This is a genomic window from Streptomonospora sp. PA3 (assembly GCF_009728995.1).
In the GTDB taxonomy this organism is placed as follows: Bacteria; Actinomycetota; Actinomycetes; order Streptosporangiales; family Streptosporangiaceae; genus Streptomonospora.
Genome location: NZ_VTZW01000023.1, coordinates 212,726 through 238,329 on the forward strand (window position 1 = coordinate 212,726; position 25,604 = coordinate 238,329).

Genomic DNA, 25,604 nt, shown 5'->3' on the forward strand with positions numbered 1-25,604 from the left:
CTCCCCGCGGGAGGCCGCGGTGGCGATGACAGCCGCCGCGGCGCAGGACGGGGCCGGGGCGGTCGGCCCCATCCTGCGCACCCGCGGCCTCACCAAGCGCTTCCCCGGGGTGCTGGCGCTCGACGGTGTGGACTTCGACCTCTCCCCCGGCGAGGTGCACGCCCTGGTCGGCGAGAACGGGGCGGGCAAGTCGACGCTGATCAAGGTGCTCACCGGAGTCCACGCCCCCGACTCCGGCGAGGTGCGCTACCGGGGGGCGCCCGTGCGCTTCGAGACGCCGCTGCGCGCCCAGCAGGCGGGGATCTCCACCATCTACCAGGAGGTGAACCTGATTCCGCTGCTCAGCGTGGCGCGCAACCTGTTCCTGGGACGCGAACCGCGGCGGCTGGGGCTGATCGACTTCGGACGGATGCACCGCGACGCCGCCCGCATCCTGCACGACTACGGGGTGGAGGTCGACGTGACCCGGCCCCTGGACCGGCTGTCCATGGGCGCGCGGCAGATGGTGGCGCTGGCGCGCGCGGTGGTCGCCGACGCCCGCGTGGTCATCATGGACGAACCGACGTCGTCGCTGGAGCCGCGCGAGGTCGAGACCCTGTTCTCGGTGATCGGCGGGCTGCGCGAGCGCGGCATCACGGTGGTCTACGTCAGCCACCGGCTGGACGAGCTGTACCGGATCTGCGACCGGGTCACCGTGCTGCGCGACGGCCGCGTGGTGCACACGGGTGCCATGGCCGGCCTGGAGCGGCTGCGGCTGATCTCGCTGATGCTGGGCCGGGAGATGGCGCAGGTCGAGCGGCAGGGCGCCACCACCTTCGGCGGCGCCCACGAGCAGCGGGCGGCCGAGCCGGTGCTGGTGGCCGAAGGGCTCGACGCGCACCGGCGGCTGCACGGCGTCTCGCTGGCGATCCACCCCGGCGAGGTGCTGGGCCTGGGCGGGCTGCTGGGCTCGGGGCGCACGGAGACCGCCCGCGCCATCGCCGGTGCGCTGCCGCTGCGCTCGGGCCGGGTCGCCGTCGCGGGGGTGCCGCTGCGCCGCCGGTCGGCGGCCGCGGCGATCCGCGCCGGGATCAGCATGCTGCCCGAGGACCGCAAGGGCGAGGGCATCGTCCCGGAGCTGTCGGTACGGGAGAACATCGCGCTGGCGGCGATGCCGCGCCTGGCCCGCTTCGGGCTGGTCTCCGAGCGGCGCATCGACCGCGTGGTCGAGGTGTTCGTCGAGCGGCTGCGCATCAAGTGCGCCGGGACCCGGCAGAAGGTCGCCGAGCTTTCCGGCGGCAACCAGCAGAAGGTGCTGCTGGCCCGGTGGCTGGCGCTCAACCCGAAGGTGCTGCTGCTCGACGAGCCCACGCGCGGCATCGACGTCGGAGCCAAGGCCGAGGTGCAGCGCCTGGTCGACGAACTGGCCGCCGAAGGGCTGGGCGTCATGCTCATCTCCTCGGACCTGGAGGAGCTGATCGAGGGCGCCGACAGGGTGGTGGTGCTCAAGGACGGCGCCGTCGTGGGCGAGCTGAGCGGCGGTGAGGTGAGCGAGGGCGCGCTGATGCAGGCCATCGCCCGGGCCGGCCGAGCCGGTGCCGGCGGCGATGCGGGCGCGGACCGGGAGGTGGAGCCGTGACAGCGGTGGACGTGCCGGCTGTATGCGGGGACCGCGAGCGGGTCATCGGCTGGCTGCAGGAGTACGGCGTCTACGTCGGCGTCGCGGCCCTGCTGGTGTTCAACATCGCCTTCACGCCGCACTTCCTGTCGGTGGAGAACTTCCGCACCCAGGCGGTGCAGGTCACCCCGGTCCTCATCCTCTCCCTGGGGATGGCGCTGGTCATCGCCACCGGCGGCATCGACCTGTCGGTGGGGTCGGTGATGGCGCTGGCGGCGGCGATGATCTCGCTGTACCTGGGCTACGGGCCGGTGGCGGCGATCCTGGTCGCCCTGGTGGCGGGCGCCGCGGCGGGCGCGGTCAACGGCGCCCTGGTGGCCTTCGCCGGTGTGCAGGCGATCGTGGCGACGCTGGCGATGATGATCGGCGGGCGCGGGCTGTCGCTGGTGCTGCTGCCCCAGCTCGACGGGATCCGCAACGCGGGCATCCGCGAGCTGGGCGCGGGCGACCTGCTGGGCGTCCCCTACCTGGTGTGGGTGTCGGCGGCGCTGATCGCTGTGGTGGCCTTCGTCGTGCGGCGCACCGTCTTCGGCCGCAGGCTCGTGGCCATCGGCGGCAACCGCCGCGCCAGCGAACTGTCGGGCCTGCCGGTGCGGCGGACCCTGCTGGCCGTCTACATGCTGTGCGGCCTGTTCGCGGCCGTGGCGGGCGTGCTGGCCACCGCGCGGCTCCAGGCCAGCGACCCCAACTCCATCGGGCAACTGATCGAACTGTCGGCGATCACGGCCGTGGTCGTCGGCGGTACGCCGCTGCAGGGCGGCCGGATGCGGGTCGCCGGCACCGTGGCCGGCGCGGTCCTGATGCAGCTGCTCGTGTCGACCCTGATCAAGCACGACCTGCCGCCGTCGTGGACGCAGATCGCCCAGACCGCGGTGATCATCGCGGCCGTCTACGTGGCGAGGGAACGGGGGAGGAGATGACGGCGGTGGAGCGTACGGGCACGGCGGCGCCCAGGGAGGCCGCTTCGGAGCCGGGCGGCCCGGGCGGTCGGCGCCCGTTCCGGGGCATCGGGAGCGGCGGGGCGCCAGCCGGCGGGTCGGCGACCGACTTCGTGCAGCGGCACGGCGCGCTGGTGGTCCTGGTGGCGGTGCTGGCCGGTGCGGCGCTGGCCTTCGACGGCTTCCTGGGCGTGGGCAACCTGAACCACATCGCGGTGGGCGCGGCGTTCCCCGCGATCATCGCGCTGGGCATGACGTTCGTGATCATCACCGGCGGCATCGACCTGTCGGTGGGCACGGTCTTCGGGCTGGCCGGGGTGCTGGCGGCGTGGGCGTCGCAGTACGGCAGCCTGGCCGCGCTCGCGCTGCCGCTTTCGGTGTGCGCTCTGATCGGGATGCTCAACGGGGTGCTCATCGCCCGCGCGCGCCTGGCCCCGTTCATCGTCACGCTGGCGACCATGCTGGGCGCGTGGGGACTGATGCTGGCGGTGTCCGACGAGGGCACCGAGACCTATGTGATCCCCGATGGGCTCGCCTTGACCCCGCTGGTGCAGGACCGCTTCCTGGGGATCGGCTACCCGGTCTTCGCGGTGCTCGCCCTCTTCGCGGCCGGGGGGATCCTGCTGCGGCGCACCGGGTGGGGCCAGCAGGTCTACGCCGTGGGCGGCAACGAGGACGCGGCCGCGCTGATGGGGGTTCCGGTGGCCCGCACCAAGATCGCCGCTTACACGCTCTCCGGCCTGCTCGCGGGGCTCGCCGGGGCGCTGAACGCGGTGTGGCTGGGGTCGGGGGTGACGATCTTCGGTATCGGCATCGAGTTGGACGCCATCTCGGCGGTGGTCATCGGCGGTACGCTGCTGGTCGGCGGCTACGGGTTCGTGTCGGGGTCGCTGGTGGGCGTGCTGCTGCTGGAGTCGATCCAGCACATCATTAACGCGATCAGCGGCCTGACCTCGGCCTACCAGCAGGTGGTCAGCGGCGCGTTCCTGATCGCGGTGGTGCTCGCGCAGAACTACCTCAGCAGGAGGAAGCGGCCGGGCTGAGGCGGCGGCCGGCGGCGGGCCCGCGGCTGCGCGCGGCCAGGCGCGCGGCGATGCCGCCGGCCGGCTCGTCGGGGGCGGCCGCGGACGGCGCTTGGACAGGCGCGGTCATCCCCGCGTGTGCGTCTCCTGCAGATGCAGCCAGCGCAGCCCGTGCGGCGTGTCGGGGTCGCGGCGGAAAACCGCGGTGCAGCGGCGGGAGCGCGCACCGGGTGCGTCCAGGTGGCGTTCCAGGAACGAGCCGACGACGACCTCCCTATCCGCCGCGACCAGCCGCACGTCCTCGATGCGGATTCGCAGGCCCGGAGAGCGGCCGCGGGCGCCCGCGAACGCCTCCAGCACTGCCTGCCGCTCGGCCGTACCGCCGTCGGCGCCGACGAACGAGAAGTCGGGCGCCTGAGCCCGGGCGAACAGCTCGGCGTCCGCGTCGGCGGCCGCGCTGGAACCGGCGAACCACCGTTCGATCACCGCGTGCAGCCGCTCCGCCTCCGCGCGGACGGCGCCGAGGTCGGCATCGAGTCCGGTGTCGGCTCCGGCGTTCCCGGGCGCTTCTGCGGCCGTCCGGGCTCCCGGGCCGTTCGGGTGACTGGTGGTGGACATGGGAAGCGGTCCCCTCTCCTGGTCGGTTCCGTGCACGGCCCAGTGTCGGTCCGGTACCGGCGTAGGATCGATAAACCGAGATCCGCGCATCCTTAAGAACCGTCCATGGACACCGAGACCGACCTTCTCAGCGAACTCCTGGCGCCGCTGCGGCTGCGCGGCGTCTTCTACAGCCGGTGGAGTGCGCGGGCCCCCTGGGGCGTGGCCGGTGACGGCGAGGACTGCGCGCTGCTGCACTACGTCCACCGGAGCGAGTGTGCCGTGGAGATGCCTGACGGGACGGCGCTGCGGCTGGCCGCCGGGGACCTCGCGGTGTTCCCGCACGGCACGGCCCACCGGGTGGCCGACCGGCCGGGGCGCGCCGCGGTCGCGCTCTCCGACCTGCTGCCCCGCCGCCCTCCCGGCGCCGTGCGCGCCGTGGAGATCGGCGGCTCGGGCCCGGCCGCGCTGGTGCTGTGCGGCGGACTGCACTACGACCGCGCCGCGGCGGCGCCGCTGTACCGCGGGCTGCCGCCGGTGCTCGTGCTGGAGGGGGCCGCGGTCGCGCGCGAGCCGCTGCTGGCCGACACGCTGCGCCGGCTGGCCGAGGGGTCCGCGCACACCGGGCCCGGCGGGCGGCTGGTCGCGCTGCGCGCCTTCGAGCTGGTCTTCGTGCTGGCGCTGCGCGGTGCGATCGGCGCGGATCCGCCGCTGATGCGCGCGCTGGGCGACCCGGTGGTGCGCCCGGGCCTGCTGGCCGTCCAGACACGATTCGCCGAGCCGTGGACGGTGCGGTCGCTGGCCGCGGAGGCCGGGGTGGGGCGGTCGCTGTTCGCCGCCCGGTTCCGCTCGCTTGTCGGGCAGGCGCCGATGAGCCACCTCACTCAGCGCCGGATGCAGGAGGCCGCGCGGCTGCTGACCGAGACGTCGCTGCCCCAGGAGCAGGTGGCGCGCCGCGTCGGCTTCGCCTCGGCCACCGGCTTCCATCTGGCGTTCCGCCGCGCGTTCGGCGCCACTCCGGGCGAGTACCGCCGGCGCGGCGGGGCGCCGGATCCGGGCGGCGGCGACGGGCCCCGCACCGGCGCCGCGCCCTGGTCCGGCTGATGCCCGCGGGTCGGCGCGACGGCGGCTGCGTCCGGCGCCGGCTCCGCCGAGAGCCGCGGCGGCGCCCCAGTTAGCGGGACCGCTCCGGCCCGGCGGCGGGTGCTCAGACCGCGAGTGGGGTCTCCGCGGCGGTGTCGAACCCGCCGAGGTGGTCGCGGAGCCGGCGGACCGCGGTGCGGCCGGCCCGGTTGGCACCGATGGTGCTGGCGGTGGGGCCGTAGCCGATCAGGTGGACGCGCGGGTCCGCGACGGCCGTGGTGCCCTCCACGCGGATCCCGCCGCCGGGCTCGCGCAGGTTCAGCGGCCCCAGGTGGGCGACACTCGGCCGGAAGCCCGTGGCCCACAGCAGGGCGTCGGCCGGCACGAACCGGCCGTCGTCCCAGGCCACGCCTTCGGGGGTCACCCGATCGAAGACGCGCTCCAGCACGACGCGGCCGTCGTCGAGGGCGCGGGAGAGCTCCGGGGGCAGGTGCAGGCCGGTCGCGCTGACGACGCTGCCGGGCTGCTCGCCGCGCCGGACCCGTTCGGCGATCACCGCCACGGAGGCGCGCCCGCGCTCCGGGGTGAAGGGGCCGCTCATGAGGTTGAGCGGGCGGCGGGTCACCCAGGTGATGCTGCGCGCGACCCCCACCAGGTCCACCAGCATGTCCGCGGCGGAACCCCCGCCGCCGACCACCACCACGCGCTGTCCGGCGAACTCGGCGCCGCCCGCGAAGTCGGCGGTGTGCAGCTGGCGCCCCAGGAAGGACGAACGGCCGGGGAAGTGCGGCCAGAACGGGCGCTCCCAGGTCCCCGTCGCGTTGATCAGGCCGCGCGCCGACCAGGTGCCCTCGGTGGTCTCCACCAGCAGCCGCCCGTCGGGGCCCTCGCGGACCCGGCGCACACTCACGGGGCGGTGCACGCGCAGGTCGAACTCGCGCTCGTAGGCGGCGAAGTACCGCGGGACGACCGCGTTCACCGGGGCGGGGCGGTCGGGCGGGGTCCAGGGCATGCCGGGCAGGGAGTGCACCCCGTTCACCGTCTCGGTGGTGAGGGTGTCCCACCGGTGCCGCCAGGCGCCTCCGGGTCCGGTGTTGTGGTCCAGGACCGCGAAACCGCGTCCGGGCTCCAGCCCGGCACGCCGCAGGTAGTAGGCGCCGGACAGCCCCGCCTGTCCCGCGCCGGCAACCACGACCTCCACCGGCCGCGCCGCTTCGCCTCGCGTCACGCAGACTCCAACAGCGCCGCCGCGGCGGCGATTCCGGTGCCCGGCCCGGCTTGTGCTGTGACGGGGATCTCCCCCGCCCCTTGACCGCCGCTCACCACCCGAATTAGTTTGATCACAGCACAAATTAGCAGCGTCACAACGCCATTGCTCCGCGTCGCTTGGAGCAGTCCGTGTGCGAAGCGCCGCACCGCTACGGCCCCGACACCCCCGACGACGGTACGGCGCCGCGCACCGAGCACGAAGGACGCCCATGGCCAGGGAACTCTCCCGCCGCCACCTGCTCTCCGCGGGATCGGCGGCCTCGCTCTCCCTGCTGATGTCCGGCTGCGGATTCGGCATCGGCAGCTCCCGGACGAGCACGGGAGCCACAATCTGGGACATATCCACCGGAAGCGAACAAGAGTTGCTCAACGAGGTCGCCCGGCGCTTCAACGCGCGCTACGGCGGACCCTCCGTCACCGTCCAGTACTTCCAGAACGACCCCTACAAGAACCGGCTGCGGACCTCGATGATCTCGGGAACACCGCCCGAGGTCTTCCACAACTGGGGCGGCGGCCAGCTCAAGGCGTTCGTCGACGCCGGAGAGGCGGCGCCCATCCCGCCGTCGGTCGGCACGGACCGCTACTTTCCGTCGGTGATGAACGCGGTGACCTTCGACGGACGCGTCTACAGCGTCCCCAAGTCGGGCACCGCGCCGAAGGTCTTCTTCTACAACACCGACCTCTTCGCCGAGCACGGCCTGCGCCCGCCGGCCACCTGGAGCGACCTGCTGGAGGCGGTCGAGGTGCTCTCCGACGCGGGGCTGACCCCGATCTCGCTCGCGGGCCAGAACCTGTGGACGAACATGATGTACCTGGAGTACCTCGTCAACCGCCTGGCCGACCGGGAGCCCCTGCAGGCCGTGCTCGCCGGCGAGCCCGGAGCCTGGTCCCACCCGGCCTTCGAGCGGGCCGTCGCCATGATCCAGGAGCTCGTGGCCGCCGGGGCGTTCCCGGACGGGTTCGCCGCGATCAACGCCGACACCAACCAGGACACCCAGCTGGTGTACTCCGGGCGGGCGGCCATGCTGCTGCAGGGCGCGTGGAACTACCAGCGGTTCGTCACCGACGCCCCCGACTTCGCGGCCGACCGCCTGGGCTGGTTCCCCTTCCCCCGCGTCGAGGGCGCCGGCGGCTCCCCCGACGCCGTGGCCGGCAACCTCACCAACTTCTACGGGCTGACCAGCGCATCGCAGAACCGCGAGCACGCGGTCGCGTTCCTCGACGAGGCGATAATGAACGACTACATGGTCGATCGGCTGATCGGCCTGGGCCTGGCACCGCCCGTCACCGGAATCGAGGACCGGCTGGCACGCAGCGACCGCTCCGACTGGCTGCTGTTCATCTACCGGCTGGTGGAGGGCGCCCCCTACTTCGACCTGTCCTGGGACCAGGCCCTGCCGCCCGAAGCCGCCCAGGAGCTGCTGACGAACATGGGCCGCGTGTTCGCCCGCAGCATCACCCCCGAGCAGTTCGCGCAGCGGATGAACCAGACCCTGGAGCCCTGAGCGCTCCCGCCCCGGGGCCCGCCCGGGACGGCGACGCCCCACGCCCACGCCACCCACCCCGACACAGGGGAGACTCGTGTCCGAACGACGTGACTGGCGCGCGCCGCTGCTGCTGACGCCGGCGCTGCTGTTCTTCTCCGTATTCGCCCTGGGACCGCTGATCGCCGCCCTGTGCCTGAGCTTCCTGCAGTGGAACGGGATCACTCCGCCGCAGTGGACCGGCCTGGACCACTGGGCCCGCGCGTTCACCGACCCGGCGACGCTGAACTCCATCAAGCTGACCCTGCTGGTGATCGCCCTGTCCTGGCTGCTCCAGACCCCGGCCGCCATCCTGCTGGGGGTGTTCCTGGCCGGACACCAGCGCTACCGGGCCGTCCTGGGCGTGTTCTACTTCCTGCCGCTGCTGTTCTCCGCCGTGGCGGTGGGGCTCATCTGGCAGGCGATCCTCAGCCCCCAGGGAGCGGTGAACTCGCTGCTGCGCGCGGCGGGGGCCGACGCGATCGCCCACCCCTGGCTGGGCGACTCCAGCACCGCCATATACGCGGTGATCGTCGTGATCGCCTGGCAGTTCATCCCGCTGCACACGCTGCTCTACCAGGCGGCCGTGCGCCAGATCCCCCAGCAGTTCTACGAGGCCGCGCGCATCGACGGCGCGGGCAGGATCCGGCAGTTCTTCTCCATCACCCTGCCGCAGCTCAAGTACACCGTCATCACGTCCTCGATCCTCATCGTGAACGGGTCGATCACCTACTTCGACATCGTCTTCATCCTCACCGGCGGAGGCCCGGAAGGCTCCACCCGGATCCTGCCCCTGCACATGTACATCACCGCTTTCCAGGAAACCCGGTTCGGGTACGGCAGCGCGATCGCGATCCTGATGGTCGCGCTCGGGCTCGCCTTCTCCCTCGTCCTGCTCCGGATCTCGGGTTTTTCGCGCATGGAGAGCCAGGCGGAGGGAGCCTAGACCTTGGCACGCACACACGGCGGTTCCGCCGAAGGAACCGGCGCCGCCGGCGACCGGCCCCCCACACGCCGCCCGCGGTGGTCCTTCCCGCTGGTGCCGCTGATGGGGATCGTCTGGTTCGCGGCGGCGTTCTACCCCGTCTACTACATGCTCATCAGCAGCCTGCGCGAGCAGGGCGACTACCTCGAAGGCAGCCCGTGGCTGCCGCCGCTGGAGCCGGTGCTGAGCAACTACGCCGCGGTCCTGCGCAGCGGGCTCGCGCTCTACTTCGCCAACAGCCTGTTCGTGGTCGCGCTGTCGGTGGCCCTGATCGTCTTCGTCAGCTTCCTGGCCGCCTACGCGATCGCGCGGATCCGCAGCCGCACCATGCGCGCCGTCTTCAACACCTTCCTGATGGGACTGGCCATCCCGCTGCAGGCGGCGATCATCCCCGTCTACCTGCTGATCGTGGAGCTGGGGCTGTACGACACCCTCTACGCCCTCATCCCGCCCCAGGTGGCCTTCGGCATCCCGCTGACGGTGCTGATCCTGGTGAACTTCATCCGCGACATCCCCAACGAGCTCTTCGACGCGATGAAGCTCGACGGCGGCGGGCACCGGCGCACGCTGCGCACCCTGGTGCTGCCGCTTTCGCGTCCGGCGCTGGTGACCGTGGTCATCTACAACGCGCTGCAGGCGTGGAACAACTTCCTGTTCCCCCTGGTGCTGACCCAGAGCGCGAACGTGCGGACGATCCCGCTGGCCCTGCAGCAGTTCCAGGGCCAGTACGGCGTCAACGTCCCCGGGCTGATGGCCGCGGTGCTGCTGTCCACGCTGCCCATCATCGTCCTCTACATCGTCGCCCGCAGGCAGCTCCTGGGGGGACTGGCTGCCGGTTTCGGCAGGTGATTGCAACGGGCGGTGCGCCTCGGGCAGCCCTCGGCGCACCGCCCACGGTTGAGAGGAGTCAGGTTTGACCGGCGAGGCTCTGCTGTCCGTCCGCGGCTCGACGCTCGTGGACCGCAACGGCACCGCTGTCACCCTGCGCGGCTTCGGCCTGGGCGGGTGGATGAACATGGAGAACTTCATCACCGGATACCCGGCCAACGAGGAGGCGCATCGCGAGTCCATCCGGCGGGTCCTGGGAGAGGAGAGGTACCGGCTGTTCTTCGACCGGTTCCTGGAGCACTTCTTCACCGAGGAGGACGCGCGCTACATCGCCTCGCTGGGCCTCAACCTCCTCCGGGTGCCGATCAACTACCGGCACTTCGAAGACGACATGCGGCCCTTCGAGATCGACGAGTCGGGGTTCCGCCACCTGGACCGGGTGATCGACGCCTGCGCGCGCCACGGCGTCTACACGATCATCGACCTGCACGCGCTGCCCGGCTACCAGAACCAGCACTGGCATTCCGACAATCCCACCCACCGCGCGCTGCTGTGGCGGCACAAGCACTTCCAGGACCGCGCGGTGCACCTGTGGGAGGCCATCGCCCGCCGCTATCGCGGCAACCCGTGGGTGGCCGGCTACAACCCGATCAACGAGCCGGCCGACCCGAGCGAAGAGATGATCATGCCGTTCTACGCCCGGCTCTATGAGGCGATCCGGGCCCAGGACCCCGACCACGTGATCTTTCTGGAGGGCAACCGGTACTCCCAGGACTTCCACATGTTCGGCGAGCCCTGGGACGGCGTCGTCTACACCAACCACGACTACGCGCTGCCGGGGTTCGTCGACGGCGGCCCCTACCCCGGGGTGAGCCGCGGCACCTACGTCGACCGCGACGTGCTGGAGGAGACCTTCCGGCGGCGCAGCGCCTACATGCTGGAGCGCGGCCTGCACGTGTGGGTGGGCGAGTTCGGCCCCGTCTACACCGGCGACCCCGAGGCCGACGCGATGCGCTACCAGGTGCTGCGCGACCAGCTGGAGATCTACGACCGCTACGGGGCGAGCTGGGCGATCTGGCTCTACAAGGACATCGGGCTGCAGGGCGTGGCCTACGCCGCGCCCGACTCGCCCTGGATGCGCCGGATCGCGCCGATGGCCGAGAAGAAGGCCCGGCTGGGCGCCGACGCCTGGGGCGGCACCGAGGAGGGCATCGCCCATGTCATGCAGCCGATCCGGGACCTGTTCGCCCGGGAGTTCCCCGACTACGCGCCCTTCCCCTTCGGCGCCTCGCGCGACATCCAGGAGCTCGTCCGGCACATCCTGCTCTCGGAGCCGCTGGTGGAGGAGTTCGCGGAGCTGTTCCGCGGCGTCACCGAAGAGGAGATCGACACGCTGATGCGCTCGTTCCGCTTGGAGAACTGCCGCCTGCGCACCCCGCTGGCCGAGGTTCTGGCCGAGCACTCCCCCGCCGCGGCCCGCCGCTGACGCAGGCGGGGCCGATCGCGCACGGCCGGCACCGGTGGGGTGCCGGCCGGCGTGCTCGGACACCGATACCCGGGACCGTCCGGGCCGTCAGTGCCGCTCGCTGAACGCCAGCCGGATCCCCAGACCGACCATCACCACCCCCGAGGCCCCTCCGATCACCGCCAGCCGACGCGGGGACCTCTCCAGCCACCCGCGCGCCGTCCCGGTCAGAAGCTCCCGGCACGAGCGCGGACGCCCCTCGCGCGGCCGTTCCAGGGCTGCTCGGCGATCACGGTTGTGCCGGGTGGCGGGCGGCGGTGCGGCGGAACTCGGCGGGGGTCTGGCCGGTGTGGCGTTTGAACACCTGGCCGAAGTGGGACGCGTCGGCGAAGCCCCAGCGGGCGGCCACGGCCGAGACCGGGACCTCGGCCTGGCGCGGGTCGGCGAGGTCGCGCCGGCACCGCTCGATGCGCCGGGAGCGGATGCACCCGGCCACGGTGTCCTCGTCCTGCTCGAAGAGCTGGTGCAGGTGGCGCGGCGAGATGTAGTGGGCCGCGGCGATCGCGCCGGGAGTCAGGCCGGGGTCGGGCAGGTGGGCGTCGATGTACTCGCGGATGCGGTCGCGCAGCTCCGCGCGGCGGTCGACGGCCGGCCGGCGCCCGAGGCGGCTCGCGAGCAGGGTGGTCACCAGTTCCATCATGCCGCGCACCGCCAGCGGCCCGCTCGCCCCGAGGGATTCCAGCTCGCGGTTGAGCCCCAGCACCGCCGACCAGACCGCCGAGGGCAGGCCCGGACCGCATTCGAACGCGGTGGCGGTGATCGCAGCCAGGGTGTCCGGCCCGGCGCCGACCCGCTCGCGGGGAAACTTGATGCAGGTGGACTTGTAGTCGTCGCTGGAGACCACGCTGGCGGGCTTGGCGGAGTCGTACAGCGCGAAGCAGCCGGGGGTGAGCACGGCGGTGCGCCCGTCCTGGGTCAGCCGGAACCGCCCGGAGAGCTGCAAGGTCAGAATGTAGTATCCGGCGTCGCGGGGGGAAATGGATTCGGGGCCGCGGTGGGCGGCGTGGCGCCCGCATTCCATGTCGATGAACGCCACTCCGGCCAGGGACCGGTCGCTGAGCGCTCCGCGGAAACTTCCCGGGCGGTCGCAGTCGAATTCGAAATGCAGCACGCTGCGGGCGACCGCGTCGGTCCAGGAACCGAACCGGACGGGCGGGGGAAGGTCCTCGGCGATCAGCCCGGAGGACTTCAGGCCCTCTATCAGCGACACCGTCCTCGTCTCCCGTGCATACGGAGCGGGACCGGGCCCGCGGGGCGCCGGCGCTCGCACGCCCCGGCCCGGTGTGATGCGCATCATAACAAGGCGGAGCGCCCGCAAAAACGGGGTCGCAACACGCGAATCCGGATGCGCCGATACGGGACCGGCGGTTCCCCTCCCGCCTCGTAAACATCACCGGCCGCCCGCAAAAACTGGGGCCGCACCGCACCCGCCGGCCCCGATGGCGAATACTCCAGAGAACAGCGCCGCGGAATCCGGCGAATCGTGCGCGCATCCCACACCCGGGTGCGCGCATTCCCTATCCGCTCCGGCGGGAGCCGCCTAAGGTGAGCCCTGCCGCGCGGAATTCCGGCCGCAGCGCAGCGGCCGCACCCACCCCCGGCGGCCCCGCCCGCCGGCGTCCCGTTCGCCGGAGACAGGGGGAACGATGACCTCCTTGAACCCGCCCCACACAACGGCCGAGCCCGGACCGGCGGTGCGCCGCGGCCGGTTCTGGATCCCCGGAGACCGCGTCAGCACCGACCACGGCACCTGCCAGCGCGCCCCCATGTTCGTCTACTGGGAGGCCCCCGCCGACAGCCCGCGCCCCCTCCCCCTGATCCTCGTCCACGGCGGCGGAGGACAGGGCACGGACTGGACCGGCACACCCGACGGCCGCCCCGGCTGGGCCGCCCGCTTCGTCGAGGCCGGTTTCGCCGTCTACATCGTCGACCGGTGCGGCCACGGCCGCTCCCCGTTCCACCCCGACGTCATCGGGCCCATGGGCCCCCAGTTCACCTACGAGGCGGCCCAGGCCGTCTTCTTCCCCGAGACCGCCGCGGCCGAGCAGACCCGATGGACCTACGGCGGCGCCGGGTCGGCCCACGTCGATCAACTGGTGGCGGCGATGGGGCCGCTGCCCGCCGACTTCGCCGAGTCCCAGCGCCTGGACGCGGAGCGGATCGGCCGCCTCCTCGACATCACCGGCCCCGCCGTCGTCGTCACCCACTCGGCCGGCGGGCCGGTGGGCTGGCTGGCCGCCGACGCCCGGCCCGGCGCGGTGGCGGCCATCGCGGCGGTGGAGCCCGTCGGCCCCGCGTTCGCCGAGATCCCCGGCATGGGCACGCTCTCCTGGGGGCTGACGGCCGCCCCCATCGCCTACGACCCGCCGCTGGCCGGCCCCGCGCAGGCGCGCGCCGCCGACCCGGCGACGCTGCGCATCCCCGCGCTGGCCGGGGTACCCGTCGCCGTGGTCACCGGCGGCGCCTCGCACTTCGCGGACTTCGCACCCGAGGTCGTCGCCTTCCTCACCGCGGCCGGAGCGCGCGCCGAGCAGCTCCACCTGCCCGACCACGGCATCACCGGCAACGGCCACGGGCTCACCCTCGAAGCCAACTCCGACCGCACGATCACTCCCGTCCTCGACTGGATCACCGCACACGAGCATGCGCAGGCAAGGAGCTGATCCGCCATGGCGACCACTCCCCTCGCCCCGAAACGGGGCATCCACGTCAGCGACGAGTTCGAACCGCTGCTGAAGCGGCTGGAGGACCTCCATCCCGTCCTCGACGGCGCCGCCGACGAGGGCGAGCGGCTCGGGCGCCTCACCGACGAGGCCGTGGAGGCCCTGCTGTCCACCGGCGCCCTGCGGGTAGGCATCCCCAGCGAGCTGGGCGGCTACGAGTTCTCGCCCCGCCAGGTCATCGACACCATCGCCCGAATCTCCTACGCCGACGCGTCGGCGGGCTGGAGCTACATGGCGCTGCAGATGGTGGCCGGCACCACGGCCGCCTACCTCGGCCCCGAGGCCGTCGCCGAGCTGTACCCGGACGTGCCCGCGGGCCGCCACGCCCTCATGGCCGGGCAGGGCACCCGCCCCGGCAGGGCCGTGCGGGCCCCGGGCGGCTACCGGGTCAGCGGGCGCTGGGGCTTCGCCTCCGGCATCAACATGGCCACCCACATCCACACCGCCGCGCTGTGCGAGGAGACCGGCCGCGTGCTGGTGTTCACCCTGCCCAAGGAGCAGGGCACGCTCATCGACAACTGGGACGTGATGGGGCTGTCGGGCACCCACAGCATCGACTACACCCTCGACGGCGTGTTCGTGCCCGAGACCCACGTGCACGAGGCGGCCACCACCACGACCTTCCACGGCGGCGCCGTTTACCGGATGGGCCTGGCGAACATGTCCGGCGTCTGCCACACCGGCTGGGCGCTGGGCGTGGGGCGCCGGATGCTCGACGAGCTGAAGTCCTACGCCGCGGCGCGGACGGGCGGGCCCGGGGCCGCCGTGGACACCGACCAGTTCCACGCCGAATACGCCGGGGCCGAGGCGCGGCTGCGCGCGGCGCGGGCCTGGGCCATGGAGACCTGGGCCGGCAACGAGGCGACGCTGGACCGCGGCGACCTGCTGTCCACCGAGCAGGAGACCCTGACCCGGCTGATGCTCAACCACACGACCTGGTCGGTGCACGCGGTCGGCCAGACGGTGCAGAAATGGGCGGCGACGGCGCTCATCCGGCGCGGCCCGCTGCAGCGGTTCTTCCGCGACCTCAACACCGGCACCCAGCACATCACCTCGGGTCCGGTGGTGCTGCAGAGCTGCGGCAAGTGGCTGGCCGGCATGGCGCCCGACGCCAGGTGGGTCTTCCTGCAGCTGCAGGAGCCGGGCGCATAGGCGGCCGTGCCCGACGCCGACGCCGAAGGGACAGGGCAGGCCATGTGCTCATCGAACATCCGCGCCGGCGCGGCGCCGCGGAGCGCCGCCGGCGAGGGCTCCGAACGGTTCAAGGCAGCGTTCCGCCACCACCCCGCGGGCGTCGCCGTCATCACGGCCGATGACGGCGGCGGCCCGGTCGGGCTGACCGCGACCTCGGTGATCCCGGTCTCGGCCGAACCGGCCGTGCTGGCGTTCTCGCTGTCGGCCCAGTCCTCGACCACGCCCCGGCTGGTCTCCGCGGAGACGGTGGTCGTCCACCTGCTCTCGGCCGGGCAGGTGGAGGCGGCGCGGCGGTTCGCCGCCAGCGGCATCGACCGGTTCGCCGACTCCGCCACCTGGCACCGCCTGCCCACCGGGGAACCCGTGCTGCGGGGCGCGGACGTGTGGCTGCGCGCCGGCATCGCCCAGCGGGTCGCGGTGGGCGGCTCCACCCTGGTGGTCGCCTCCGTGCTGGAGGTCCGCACCGGCGGCGGCGACCGCTTCCCGCTCGTTTACCAGAACCGCACCTGGTACACGCTGCCGGGGTCGGCGGCCGTGGGGTGAGGCGGACGGAGCCGGGGGGCCGCTCGGCTCCGTCGCGCCGGCGGTCCGGACCCTCGGGCGGCGGCGCCTGCGGGCGCCCGCGCGCGGCGCCGCCCGATCACGCCACGGGGTCGGGCGCCTGCTCCCGCGGGTCCGGGCGGGCGGCCAGGCGCCCGGTGCGGTGCAGCCACCAGTCCGCGGCCAGGGTGCCGATGGGCGGCACGGACGCGGCCAGCGCCACCAGGGCGGCCCACAGGTTCCAGCGCAGGTGCAGGGCGGCGGCCAGGGTGATGGCCACGTAGAGCAGGAAGGCGCCGCCGTGGATGGGGCCGAACAGCTCCACGCCCGCCTCGCTGCCGCTGCCCAGGTACTTGACGTACATGCCGCCGAGAAGCCCGACCCAGGTCAGGGCCTCGGCGATCGCCACCGCCCGGAAGGCGGCCGCTGTGACGCGGGGACTGATGCTCACGCTGCTCCTCTGCTCACGCTGCTCTCGGATCCGGCCGGGCCGGCCGCCCGCTGCGGCTGCCGGCCATCGCCGCGGCCCGCCGCTTCACAGGCTAAGACGCGCCCGAACCCGCCCGATCACGGGGCGGGGTCGCGCCGGGGAGCGGTTCGCGCCGCGCCCCGCCGCGCGCCGGAACCCCTGGCGCGGCGCCCGCGGGCGCCGGCGCATCCACCGATCGGTTGAGTGCGCGATCCACCGGACCGCGACCCCGCCGGAGGATCCGCGCCGCGGGGGTGCTCCGCGATGCTCGGACCATGCCGATCATCGAAGTCACCGAACTGCACAAGCGCTACGGCGACACCGTCGCGGTGGAGGACGTGTCGTTCACCGTGGAGGAGGGCGAGATCTTCGGAATCCTCGGCCCCAACGGCGCGGGGAAGACGACAACGGTGGAGTGCATCGAGGGACTGCGCTCACCCGACGCCGGCGCGATCAGCGTGCTGGGCCTGGATCCGCGGCGCGACCGCGCCGAACTCCGCCAGCGCCTGGGCGCCCAGCTGCAGGAGAGCTCCCTGCCGGACAAGCTGACGGTGGCCGAGGCCCTCGATCTCCACGCCTCGTTCTACCGCCGCCCCGCCGACTGGAACGCGCTGCTGGACTCCCTGCACCTGGCCGACAAGCGCCGCGCCCGCTACCGGGACCTGTCCGGAGGCCAGAAGCAGCGGCTGTCCATCGCCCTGGCCCTGGTGGGCGGGCCCGCCGTTGCCGTGCTGGACGAGCTGACCACCGGCCTGGATCCCCAGGCCCGGCGCGACACCTGGGACCTGATCGCCCAGATCCGCGACTCCGGGGTCACCATCATCCTCGTCACCCACTTCATGGACGAGGCCCAGCGGCTGTGCGACCGGCTGGCGCTGGTCGACGCCGGGCGGATCGCGGCTCTCGACACGCCGGCGGGGCTGATCGCCCGCGCCCAGCAGCGGCAGTACGTGCACTTCCGCGCCTCGGCCCCGGTCGAGGACGCCGCGCTGACCGCGCAGCCGGAGGTGGACGAGGTCCGGCGCAGCGGCGCGCAGATCACCGTCATCGGCACCGGGAACCTGCTGTATGCGGTCGCCTCGGTGCTGGCCCGCGAGCGGATCGTAGCCGAGGAGCTCCGGGTGGAGCAGGCGACCCTCGACGACGCGTTTCTCGCCCTGACCGGACGGAGGCTGCAGCAGTGACCCCGACGACGCGGAACCCCCTTCGCTCCCTGCCCGTATCCGTGCTGGCCAAGCTCGTCTCGGTGGAGGCCAAGCTCCTGCTGCGCGAGCCCGGCGCGCTGGCCTTCGGCATCCTGTTCCCCTCCGCCCTGCTGCTCGGCCTGGGGGCCGTCCCGCTGCTGCGCGAGCCCTCGCCCGAGTTCGGCGGCCTGCGCTTCGTCGACTACTGGGCCCCCTCCGCCCTGATCCTGGGCCTGGGCATCATGGGCCTGCAGCACATCCCCACCACGGTGGCCGCCTACCGGGAGAAGGGCGTCCTGCGCCGCATGTCCACCACGCCGGTGGGTCCCGGGGCGGTGCTCGTCGCCCAGCTGATCGTCGCCTTCGCCTCCGGCGTGGTGACGGCGGCGGTGCTCATCGCCTCCGCCTGGGCGGTGCTCGACGTCTCCCCGCCGGAGCAGCCGTGGTGGTTCGCGCTGTCCTTCGCCGTCGGCTACGGCTCGCTGCTGGCCGTGGGCATGCTCATCGCCGCCGTGGTGCCTTCCGTCCGCCTGGCCACCGGCGCGGCCACGCTCGCCTACATGGTCACGATGGTGATCGGCGGGGTCTTCCTGCCGCGGTTCTTCTTCCCCGACGCACTGGCGCGCCTGGGCGACTACACGCCGCCGGGCGTGCAGGCCATGCTGGACTCCTGGTCCGGCGAGGCGGTGCCGGATCCCCTCCAACTTGGGACAATGGCGTTGATCGGGGGCGTCGCCGCAGCGGTGGCCGCCAGGTTCTTCCGGTGGGAGTGACCAGCAGATGCCGACGGAGCGCAGACGCGCGGACGGGACGGTCGATCCGCGCCCCGCATGGGAGGCCGGCTGGAACCGGGTGCTGACCCTGGCGCCCTGGGTCCTGCTCGCGGTACCGCTGGCGATCAACCAGGCGCTGGTGCCCCAGGGCTGGGGCGAGCGCGCCGCGACCGCGGGCCTGGCCGGCGCCGCGGCCTGCTGGGTGTACCTTTGGCACACCCGCCGATCCCCCCGGGAGCGCGAGCGCGTCGGGCCGATGCTGGTCTACATGGCGGGGATGCTGGCCCTGGCCGGCGCGCTGATGGCGCGCGACCACACCTTCCTGCTGTTCACGATCACCGGTTTCTTCCACGCCTTCCATCTGCGGCCGACGTGGCTGGGCGTGGCGGGCGTGTTCGCCACCTCGCTGGTGCTCAACGCCGCCAACATCGGCGTGCCGGGGGCCACCGCGGAAGACGCCAGCGGCTACATCGCGGTGGTCCTCATCCAGACCGCGGCCATCAGCATCGGCATCGTGTTCGGCAACAAGGGCGCCGAGCAGGACCGCAAGCGCGAGGAGGCGCTGGCCCGGCTGGAGGAGGCGCTGGAGGAGAACGCCGGCCTGCACGCCCAGCTGCTGGCCCAGGCGCGGGAGGCCGGGGTGCTCGACGAGCGCCAGCGCATGGCGCGGGAGATCCACGACACTCTGGCCCAGGGGCTCGCCGGCATCATCACCCAGGTGCAGGCGGCGCAGCGGGTCTGGCAGGAGCCGCAGCGGTCCCGCCCGCACCTGGACCGCGCCCTGTCCCTGGCCAGGGACAGCCTCGCCGAGGCGCGCCGGTCCGTGGAGGCGCTGCGCCCCCAGGACCTGGCCGAGGCCCACCTGCCCGACGCGCTGGAGTCCCTGGCGCGACGCTGGGGCGAGGAGAACGGGGTGGAGGTCGCCGTCGAGGTCACCGGGGAGCCCGCGGCGCTGAGCCCCGCGATCGAGGTGACGCTGTTCCGCATGGCCCAGGAGGCGCTGACCAACGTGGCCAAGCACGCCGCCGCCTCGCGGGCGGGGGTGACGCTGTCCTACCTGGACGACGTCGTGCTGCTGGACGTGCGCGACGACGGCCGGGGCATGGACGGCGCACGCCGGGACGGGTTCGGCATCCGCAGCATGACCCAGCGCATCCGCGGTGTCGGGGGCAGTGTGGCCATCGAGAGCGCCCCGGGCGAGGGCACCGCGGTGAGCGCGAGTGTGCCGGCCATCACGGCCCAGGCCGCCGCCGGCCCGGTCCCCGGTTCCGGCGGCGGAGGCGGAGGCGCGCCCGAGCAAGCGGGGCCGCAGGCCGCCGATCACGCGGCGCCCGCCGATCCGACCGCGTTTTCGGGAGGTGTCCGGTGATCAGGGTGCTCATCGCCGACGACCACCCGGTGGTCCGCGACGGGCTGCGCGGCGCCTTCACCGATGAGCCCGACATCGAGGTCGCCGGGGACGCCGCCAACGGCCGGGAGGCGGTGGAGCGGGCGGCCGCGCTGCGGGTGGACGTGGTGCTGATGGATCTGCGGATGCCGGAGTTGGACGGCGTGCGGGCGATCACCGCGCTCGCCGAACGCTCCCCCGCCGTCCGGGCGCTGGTGCTGACCACCTTCGACGGCGACGACGACGTGCTCCCGGCGATCGAGGCGGGCGCCGCGGGCTACCTGCTCAAGGACGCGCCGACCGAGGACCTGCTGGATGCCGTGCGCGCGGTGCACCGCGGCGAGTCGGTGCTCGCCCCGGCGGTGGCCGGCCGGCTCATGGCCCGGGTCCGCGCGCCCTCGCGGCAGGTGCTCAGCGACCGCGAACTGGAGGTGCTGCGCCTGGTGGCCGACGGCGCCTCCAACCGCACCGCCGCCGCGCGGCTTTTCATCAGCGAGGCGAGCATCAAGACCCACCTCCAGCACGTCTACGACAAGCTGGGCGTACGCGACCGCGCCGCGGCCGTGGCCGAGGGGTACCGCCGCGGCCTGCTGAGCTGACGGCGCCCCGAGTGCGGCCCGGCCTCGTGCCGGGGGCGGGGCCGAGGGAGGAAGCCGGCCGGGGGCCGAGATCCCGGTGCCCGGGACTCAGAGACCGAGTTCGACGGCCTCCCGGGTGGCGGGGTCGTAGGGGTCGGCGCCGGCGGCGATCTCGCGTTCGTAGCGGCGCAGGCCGGCGTCGTCCAGCCGGGTGCTGTCGAGGCCGGCCTTCCAGTAGGCGGCGGAGTGCAGGTCGGTGCGTGCGACGCCGAGGCCGCCGAGGACGAGGCGGCGCAGCTCACGCACGACTCCCGCTTCGGCGGCGAGCCAGACCTGGGTCCGCCCGCATGCGGTCTCGTTGTCCTGCACGGCCCTTTGCAGCGGGGACCGGCTTCCGCTCGGGGAGGCCCCCTCGACCCAGTGCACGGCGACGCCGCCGCGCCGCGGAAGCAGGTCCCGGTCGCTGCCGTTGCCGACGGCGAGGTAGACGGCGGCGGGCACATGCGGCGGCAGGGACTCGGTGATGGCGGCGATGGCGGGCAGGGCGCTGGAATCGCCGATCAGCAGATGGCGGTCCACCCCCGTGCCGGGGTGGAACTCGCGGCGCATCCCGGCCAGGCCGATCGTGTCGCCGGGGGCCGCCTCGTCCAGCCACCGCTGCACGAACCCCTCGTGGCGCAGCACGTCGAACTCGATGCGGCAGCGGGCGCGGTCGGCGTGCCGGACGGTGAACGCCCGTACGGCCGGCGCGCGCCCCTCCCCGGCTCCGCCGGGCGGGGGCAGCATCGCCTTGAAGGCGTCGGCCGGCAGCGCCTCGGAGTAGGCGGCGAGCCCGTCGCCGGCGACCGCGACGCGGGTGAAGCCCTCGGAGACCGCCGTCACCGACTCGATCCGGACCGTGCAGTCGAGCACCCGGTTCTGCTTGTTGAGCCGCCGGATCTCTTCGCGAACCGAAGCCACGGCCCCACCCCGTCCCCATACGACACCAGCGCAGCTAAATTAAGGTTAGCCTCACCTCAAGTCAATACCATCACATCTCCGGACGAACCAATACGATCACGGCCATTGCGCGATCATCGGCATAAGGTTAGCCTCACCTCATGAAAATTGGTCGCCTGGTCTTTCGGGTCGTCCCCGCTGCGGTGCTCGCGCTGGGTCTGGCCGCATGCAGCGCGCCGGACACCCGGCCCGAGTCCGCGGGAAGCGCGCTGGAGGAGCCGGTGAAGGTGGAGCACCGGTTCGGCACCACCGAGATCGGCGCCGTCCCCCAGCGCGTCGTCACGGTCGATCTGCAGTGGACCGACGTCATGCTCGCGATGGGCGTCGACCCGGTCGGCTACACGGTCGACCCCCTGATGCCCGAGTCCGGCGTGCCCTGGCAGGAGATGCCCGCCGGCGCCGAGCCGCTGCAGGTCGCCGACGGCCTGCCGATCGAGCGGATCGCCTCGCTCGAACCCGACCTCATCGTCGGCGCGCACTCCATCCCCGACCGCAAGACCTACCGGCTGCTCTCGGAGATCGCGCCCACCGTGCCCACCCTCGACGAGCGCCAGGTCACCCCCTGGCAGGACCTCGTCGAGCTGGCCGGAAAGGTGCTCGACGACCCCGGCACCGCCCGGGACGTCGTCGACTCGGTCGACCAGGAGGTCGCGCAGGCCGCGGAGGACCTGCCCGGCCTGGAGGGGCGCACCTTCGCGCTCGCCCAGTACGTCGTCGGGGACGGGATGTACATCGTCGCCGACGGGCAGGACGGCTCCAGCGTCTTCTTCCAGCAGCTCGAAATGGAGATGTACCCGCCCGTCAAGCGCCGCGGCGAGGAGACCGGCGAACAGCGGATCGCCGTGAGCACCGAGCGGGCCGACCTGCTGCGCGCCGACTTCCTGGCGTTCCTGGTCAACGGCGGCGACGAGGGCGACCTGGCCGACATCCCCGGCTTCGACCGGCTGCCCGGCACGGTCGCGGTGCTGGACTACCCCTCCATCGTCGCCCTCAACACGCCCACCCCGCTGTCGGTTCCGCATGCGCTCGACACGCTGCGCCCGCACCTGGAGGAGGCGGCGGGTACGCCGCAGACCTGACCCGGTGCGCCCCCGCCGCGGCGGGGGCGCACCGCACCGCACACGGCGGCCCCGCCCCGATCGCGACAGGGGCGGGGCCGCCCGCGGCCGCGCCTCAGGAGCGCGTGAACGCCTCCTCCCCCTCCTCGCGGGCGGGGGCCGCCCCGACGTCGCGGCGGACGAGCCGGGCCACCGCCGGCAGCGCCAAGGCCAGCAGCATCAGCACCCACAGGGTGATCGTCAGCGGGCTGGAGACCAGGATCGCCGGGTCGCCCTGGGACAGCGCCAGGGCGCGCCGCAGCTCCTGCTCCAGCAGCGGGCCCAGGATCAGCCCCACCACCGCCGGGGCGACCGGCACCCCGGCGGTGCGCATGAGCAGGGCGAGCAGCCCCAGGGCATAGAGCACCAGCAGGTCGGTCGCCGTGCCGCCCGAGGCGAACGTGCCCAGCGTCGCGAACACCAGCACCGCGGCGTAGATGGCGTAGGCCGGGATGGTCAGCAGCCGCGCCCACATCCTCACCAGCGGCAGGTTCAGCACGAGCAGCATCACGTTGCCGATGTAGAGGCTGGCGATCAGCGTCCACAGCAGCGGCCCCGACTCGCTGAACAGCTGCGGGCCCGGCTGCAGCCCGTAGGACTGGAAAGCCGTGAGGATCACCGCGGCCGTGGCCGAGGTGGGCAGGCCGATGGTCAGCAGCGGCACCAGGACCCCGGCGGCAGCGGCGTTGTTGGCGGCTTCCGGCCCGGCCACGCCCTCGATCGCGCCGCGCCCGAACTCCGAGCGGTGCTTGGACAGCCGCTTCTCCGCGCTGTAGCTGAGGAACGTGGGCACCTCCGCACCGCCGGCCGGCAGGCTGCCGATCGGAAAGCCCAGGGCAGCGCCGCGCAGCCACGCCGGCCACGACCGCCGCCAGTCCGAGCGCGAGAGCACCGCCCGGTCCCGGACCGGTTCGACGGTCTCGCCGCCGGTGCCGCGCATGAGCCGGGTGAACGTCTCCCCCAGCGCGAACAGCGCCACCACGACCACCACGACGTCGATGCCGTCCAGCAGCGCCGGCAGGCCGAACGACAGCCGGGCGTCGCCGCTCTGCTCGTCGATGCCCACCAGCCCGATGGTCACGCCGATGAGCAGGCTCGCGCCGCCCTTGAGCAGGCTGCGCCCGAGCAGGGCGCTGACCGTGACGAAGGCCAGCGCCATGAGCGCGACGTACTCCGGCGGCCCGAAGTCCACGGCGATGCCGGCCACCACGGGCGCCAGGAACGTCAGCCCGACCGTACCGAGCGTGCCCGCCACGAAGCTGCCGATCGCGGCCGCCGCCAGGGCCGCGGCGCCCCGGCCCGCCCGCGCCATCCTGTTGCCCTCCAGCGCCGAGACGATCGACGCGCTCTCGCCGGGGGTGTTGAGCAGGATGGAGGTGGTCGACCCGCCGTACATGCCGCCGTAGTAGATGCCGGCGAACATGATGAGCGAGGCGGCGGGGTCCAGGCGGAACGTCAGCGGCAGCAGCAGGGCGACGGTGAGCGCCGGCCCGATGCCGGGCAGCACGCCCACGGCGGTGCCGATCGTGACGCCCAGCAGCGCCCACAGCAGGTTGACCGGGGACAGCGCGGCGCCGAACCCGTCGATCAGGGATGCGATCTCGGCCATGCTCAGAACCCCCAGGGGCCGCCGGGCAGGCTCAGCCCGATCAGCACGTCGAAGAGCAGGAAGAGCAGGCCCGCCAGGGTCCAGCCGTAGGCGGCGGTGCGCCAGGGGTGGGGGGCGCCCAGCAGCAGCGCGGCCGCGGTGAACAGCAGCGCCGAGCTGAGCGTGAACCCGGCGTAGGGCAGCACCCCGGCGAAGACGACCAGGGCCGCGATCAGCGCGGCCAGCCGGACCAGGCGCGCCCGCAGCGCCGGGCCGACCGCCGGGGCGCCGCGCAGCTTCGCCAGCGAGCGGACGATCAGGGCCGCGCCCGCGGCGATCAGCAGCAGCGCGACCACGGTCGGGAAGGCGCCGGCGCCGATCAGCGCCGATCCGCCCTCCAGGCCCGCGGCGTCGACGAGGGTGGCGGCCGCGGCCGCCAGCATCAGCGCGCCCAATCCGATCGAGGCCTGGTGGCCGTGCCGGTCGTCGCCCTCGGGGACCGGCGCAGGAGCGGCCGCGGCGCCGGCGGGGGCGGCGGAGCCGGGGGGGTTCGCCGCGCCGCTCATGTCAGGCCGATCCGGTCGAGCACCTCGGTGGTGCGCTTGCGCTCGGCCTGCAGGAAGTGCTCGAACTCGGGGCCGGCCAGGGCCGCGTCGCCCCACCCGCGCCGATCGAGCGCCTCCTGCCAGCCGCGTGAGCGGGCCATGGTCATGATGAGGTCCTCCAGTCGCCTTTCCTCTTCCCGGGAGATCCCGGCGGGGGCCACCACCCCGCGCCAGTTGGAGAGTTCGACGTCGACGCCGCTCTCGCGCAGCGTGGGCACGTCGGGGAGCATCGGCAGCCGCTCGGCGCTGGAGACGGCGATGGGCCGCAGCCGCCCGGCCTCGATCTGCGGCAGGATCTCCGAGACCCCGGAGACCGCCGCGGTGGAGCGGCCGGAGAGCACCGTGGACAGCAGCTCGCCGCCGCCGGCGTGGGCGATGTAGTTGACCTCGGCCGGATCGGCGCCGATCTCCTGGGCGATCAGCCCGGCGAGGATCTGCTCGACTCCCCCGGCCGAGCCGCCGGCGATGGACACCGCCTTCAGGTCCTCGCGCATCAGGTCGACGAGATCGGCCAGGTCCCGCACCTGGGAACCCTCGGGGACCACGATCACCTCGTAGTCGGTGGTGAGGCGGGCCAGCGGCGTGGTGTCGTCCATGGTCACCTCCGATCCGCTGGTCTCAATCGCGCCGACCATGATCAGACCGGTCACCATCAGCTCGGTGGGATCGGCGGGCAGCCGGGCGTACTGGTTGAGCCCGATGGTGCCGCCGGCGCCGCCGACGTTGTAGACCTCGGCGCGGCCGACCTGGTCGCGCAGTGCCGCCTGCATCTCGCGCGCGGTCTGGTCCCACCCGCCGCCGGGGTCGGCGGGGGCCAGGATCCGGAACTGCGCCCCTTCGGCGAACCCGTGCTCGGTCTCGCGCTCGCCGCCGGCCACGGCCGTGCCGGCCAGCAGCACCGTGACCGCCGCGGCCGCCGCGAACGGCCCGGCCCGGGCGAGCCCGCGCCGGCGGCGGCGCGCGGCCGAGCCGCCGGCGGCGCCGGGGGTGTTCTCGTCGGTCATTCGGACGCCTCCTCGTTGCCGCCCGCATCCGGGCAG

General features: G+C 73.5%; 24 protein-coding genes. 16 read left to right on the forward strand and 8 right to left on the reverse strand.

The window, feature by feature from the left end; translation table 11 throughout:
- Positions 1 to 25: 25 nt before the first annotated feature.
- From FZ103_RS24590 to FZ103_RS24600, 3 genes are read left to right on the forward strand one after another with little or no spacing between them, the layout of a single operon-like run.
- Entirely contained in the window at positions 26 to 1,618 is a 1,593-nt protein-coding gene (locus tag FZ103_RS24590; protein ID WP_156004712.1) for a sugar ABC transporter ATP-binding protein, read from the forward strand.
- Positions 1,615 to 2,577, forward strand: coding sequence for an ABC transporter permease (locus FZ103_RS24595; RefSeq protein WP_186356820.1), 963 nt, complete (start codon positions 1,615 to 1,617; stop codon positions 2,575 to 2,577). Before FZ103_RS24590 ends, FZ103_RS24595 begins: the two co-directional genes overlap by 4 nt.
- Before the next feature lie 5 nt (positions 2,578 to 2,582).
- Positions 2,583 to 3,638 (forward strand): ABC transporter permease, encoded by a 1,056-nt coding sequence (locus FZ103_RS24600; RefSeq protein WP_343233701.1) that lies wholly within the window; start codon positions 2,583 to 2,585, stop codon positions 3,636 to 3,638.
- A gap of 105 nt (positions 3,639 to 3,743) precedes the next feature.
- On the opposite strand, the gene FZ103_RS24605 is transcribed toward FZ103_RS24600, so the two are convergent.
- Complete coding sequence (locus FZ103_RS24605) at positions 3,744 to 4,235, reverse strand: DUF4440 domain-containing protein (RefSeq protein WP_186356821.1); 492 nt, start codon at positions 4,233 to 4,235, stop codon at positions 3,744 to 3,746.
- 105 nt (positions 4,236 to 4,340) lie between these two features.
- Between FZ103_RS24605 and FZ103_RS24610 the strand changes: the two genes are divergently transcribed.
- A complete protein-coding gene (locus FZ103_RS24610) occupies positions 4,341 to 5,318 on the forward strand; it encodes an AraC family transcriptional regulator (protein WP_156004600.1) in 978 nt (325 codons plus the stop codon).
- A gap of 103 nt (positions 5,319 to 5,421) precedes the next feature.
- On the opposite strand, the gene FZ103_RS24615 is transcribed toward FZ103_RS24610, so the two are convergent.
- Positions 5,422 to 6,525 carry an NAD(P)-binding domain-containing protein gene (locus FZ103_RS24615; RefSeq protein ID WP_343233702.1) on the reverse strand — a complete coding sequence of 368 codons (1,104 nt, stop codon included), beginning with the start codon at positions 6,523 to 6,525 and terminating at the stop codon, positions 5,422 to 5,424.
- Positions 6,526 to 6,775: 250 nt separating this feature from the next.
- Between FZ103_RS24615 and FZ103_RS24620 the strand changes: the two genes are divergently transcribed.
- The 4 genes from FZ103_RS24620 to FZ103_RS24635 all read left to right on the forward strand — a co-directional run bounded on the left by FZ103_RS24620 (position 6,776) and on the right by FZ103_RS24635 (position 11,388).
- Positions 6,776 to 8,071 carry an extracellular solute-binding protein gene (locus tag FZ103_RS24620; RefSeq protein ID WP_156004603.1) on the forward strand — a complete coding sequence of 432 codons (1,296 nt, stop codon included), beginning with the start codon at positions 6,776 to 6,778 and terminating at the stop codon, positions 8,069 to 8,071.
- Positions 8,072 to 8,147: 76 nt separating this feature from the next.
- The gene (locus FZ103_RS24625) at positions 8,148 to 9,035 is read left to right on the forward strand and encodes a sugar ABC transporter permease (protein ID WP_343233703.1); all 888 of its coding nucleotides are present in this window, start codon (positions 8,148 to 8,150) and stop codon (positions 9,033 to 9,035) included.
- Positions 9,036 to 9,038: 3 nt separating this feature from the next.
- The gene (locus FZ103_RS24630; protein ID WP_255430294.1) at positions 9,039 to 9,923 is read left to right on the forward strand and encodes a carbohydrate ABC transporter permease; all 885 of its coding nucleotides are present in this window, start codon (positions 9,039 to 9,041) and stop codon (positions 9,921 to 9,923) included.
- Between the two features lie 64 nt (positions 9,924 to 9,987).
- Entirely contained in the window at positions 9,988 to 11,388 is a 1,401-nt protein-coding gene (locus FZ103_RS24635; protein WP_156004605.1) for a glycoside hydrolase family 5 protein, read from the forward strand.
- 268 nt (positions 11,389 to 11,656) lie between these two features.
- Here the strand turns inward: FZ103_RS24635 and FZ103_RS24645 are convergent, their stop codons facing one another.
- Positions 11,657 to 12,637, reverse strand: a complete 981-nt coding sequence (locus FZ103_RS24645; protein WP_222936847.1) for a helix-turn-helix domain-containing protein — start codon at positions 12,635 to 12,637, stop codon at positions 11,657 to 11,659.
- A 436-nt stretch (positions 12,638 to 13,073) separates the two neighbouring features.
- Here FZ103_RS24645 and FZ103_RS24650 point away from each other — a divergent pair, with 436 nt between their 5' ends.
- From FZ103_RS24650 to FZ103_RS24660, 3 genes are read left to right on the forward strand one after another with little or no spacing between them, the layout of a single operon-like run.
- Positions 13,074 to 14,090, forward strand: coding sequence for an alpha/beta fold hydrolase (locus tag FZ103_RS24650; RefSeq protein ID WP_156004608.1), 1,017 nt, complete (start codon positions 13,074 to 13,076; stop codon positions 14,088 to 14,090).
- Positions 14,091 to 14,096: 6 nt separating this feature from the next.
- Positions 14,097 to 15,302, forward strand: coding sequence for an acyl-CoA dehydrogenase family protein (locus FZ103_RS24655; RefSeq protein WP_156004610.1), 1,206 nt, complete (start codon positions 14,097 to 14,099; stop codon positions 15,300 to 15,302).
- A 42-nt stretch (positions 15,303 to 15,344) separates the two neighbouring features.
- Positions 15,345 to 15,887 carry a flavin reductase family protein gene (locus tag FZ103_RS24660; RefSeq protein WP_156004612.1) on the forward strand — a complete coding sequence of 181 codons (543 nt, stop codon included), beginning with the start codon at positions 15,345 to 15,347 and terminating at the stop codon, positions 15,885 to 15,887.
- Positions 15,888 to 15,984: 97 nt separating this feature from the next.
- On the opposite strand, the gene FZ103_RS24665 is transcribed toward FZ103_RS24660, so the two are convergent.
- Positions 15,985 to 16,335, reverse strand: a complete 351-nt coding sequence (locus FZ103_RS24665; protein WP_186356822.1) for a DUF3817 domain-containing protein — start codon at positions 16,333 to 16,335, stop codon at positions 15,985 to 15,987.
- A gap of 293 nt (positions 16,336 to 16,628) precedes the next feature.
- On the opposite strand from FZ103_RS24665, the gene FZ103_RS24670 reads away from it, so the two are divergent.
- From FZ103_RS24670 to FZ103_RS24685, 4 genes are read left to right on the forward strand one after another with little or no spacing between them, the layout of a single operon-like run.
- Positions 16,629 to 17,537, forward strand: coding sequence for an ABC transporter ATP-binding protein (locus FZ103_RS24670; protein WP_156004614.1), 909 nt, complete (start codon positions 16,629 to 16,631; stop codon positions 17,535 to 17,537).
- The gene (locus tag FZ103_RS24675) at positions 17,534 to 18,310 is read left to right on the forward strand and encodes an ABC transporter permease (protein ID WP_343233704.1); all 777 of its coding nucleotides are present in this window, start codon (positions 17,534 to 17,536) and stop codon (positions 18,308 to 18,310) included. Before FZ103_RS24670 ends, FZ103_RS24675 begins: the two co-directional genes overlap by 4 nt.
- A 7-nt stretch (positions 18,311 to 18,317) precedes the next feature.
- Complete coding sequence (locus FZ103_RS24680) at positions 18,318 to 19,679, forward strand: sensor histidine kinase (RefSeq protein WP_156004616.1); 1,362 nt, start codon at positions 18,318 to 18,320, stop codon at positions 19,677 to 19,679.
- On the forward strand, positions 19,676 to 20,296 hold the full coding sequence (locus tag FZ103_RS24685; protein ID WP_186356823.1) for a response regulator transcription factor: 621 nt from the start codon (positions 19,676 to 19,678) through the stop codon (positions 20,294 to 20,296). Before FZ103_RS24680 ends, FZ103_RS24685 begins: the two co-directional genes overlap by 4 nt.
- A gap of 87 nt (positions 20,297 to 20,383) precedes the next feature.
- On the opposite strand, the gene FZ103_RS26130 is transcribed toward FZ103_RS24685, so the two are convergent.
- On the reverse strand, positions 20,384 to 21,235 hold the full coding sequence (locus tag FZ103_RS26130; RefSeq protein ID WP_156004618.1) for a siderophore-interacting protein: 852 nt from the start codon (positions 21,233 to 21,235) through the stop codon (positions 20,384 to 20,386).
- Positions 21,236 to 21,375: 140 nt separating this feature from the next.
- Between FZ103_RS26130 and FZ103_RS24695 the strand changes: the two genes are divergently transcribed.
- Complete coding sequence (locus tag FZ103_RS24695) at positions 21,376 to 22,353, forward strand: ABC transporter substrate-binding protein (RefSeq protein WP_156004620.1); 978 nt, start codon at positions 21,376 to 21,378, stop codon at positions 22,351 to 22,353.
- A 94-nt stretch (positions 22,354 to 22,447) separates the two neighbouring features.
- On the opposite strand, the gene FZ103_RS24700 is transcribed toward FZ103_RS24695, so the two are convergent.
- The 3 genes from FZ103_RS24700 to FZ103_RS24710 are packed head-to-tail and all read right to left on the reverse strand — an operon-like array spanning position 22,448 to position 25,568.
- On the reverse strand, positions 22,448 to 23,980 hold the full coding sequence (locus FZ103_RS24700) for a tripartite tricarboxylate transporter permease (RefSeq protein WP_156004621.1): 1,533 nt from the start codon (positions 23,978 to 23,980) through the stop codon (positions 22,448 to 22,450).
- 2 nt (positions 23,981 to 23,982) lie between these two features.
- A complete protein-coding gene (locus FZ103_RS24705; protein ID WP_156004623.1) occupies positions 23,983 to 24,525 on the reverse strand; it encodes a tripartite tricarboxylate transporter TctB family protein in 543 nt (180 codons plus the stop codon).
- Complete coding sequence (locus FZ103_RS24710; protein ID WP_156004625.1) at positions 24,522 to 25,568, reverse strand: tripartite tricarboxylate transporter substrate binding protein; 1,047 nt, start codon at positions 25,566 to 25,568, stop codon at positions 24,522 to 24,524. Before FZ103_RS24710 ends, FZ103_RS24705 begins: the two co-directional genes overlap by 4 nt.
- Between the last annotated feature and the right edge of the window lie 36 nt (positions 25,569 to 25,604).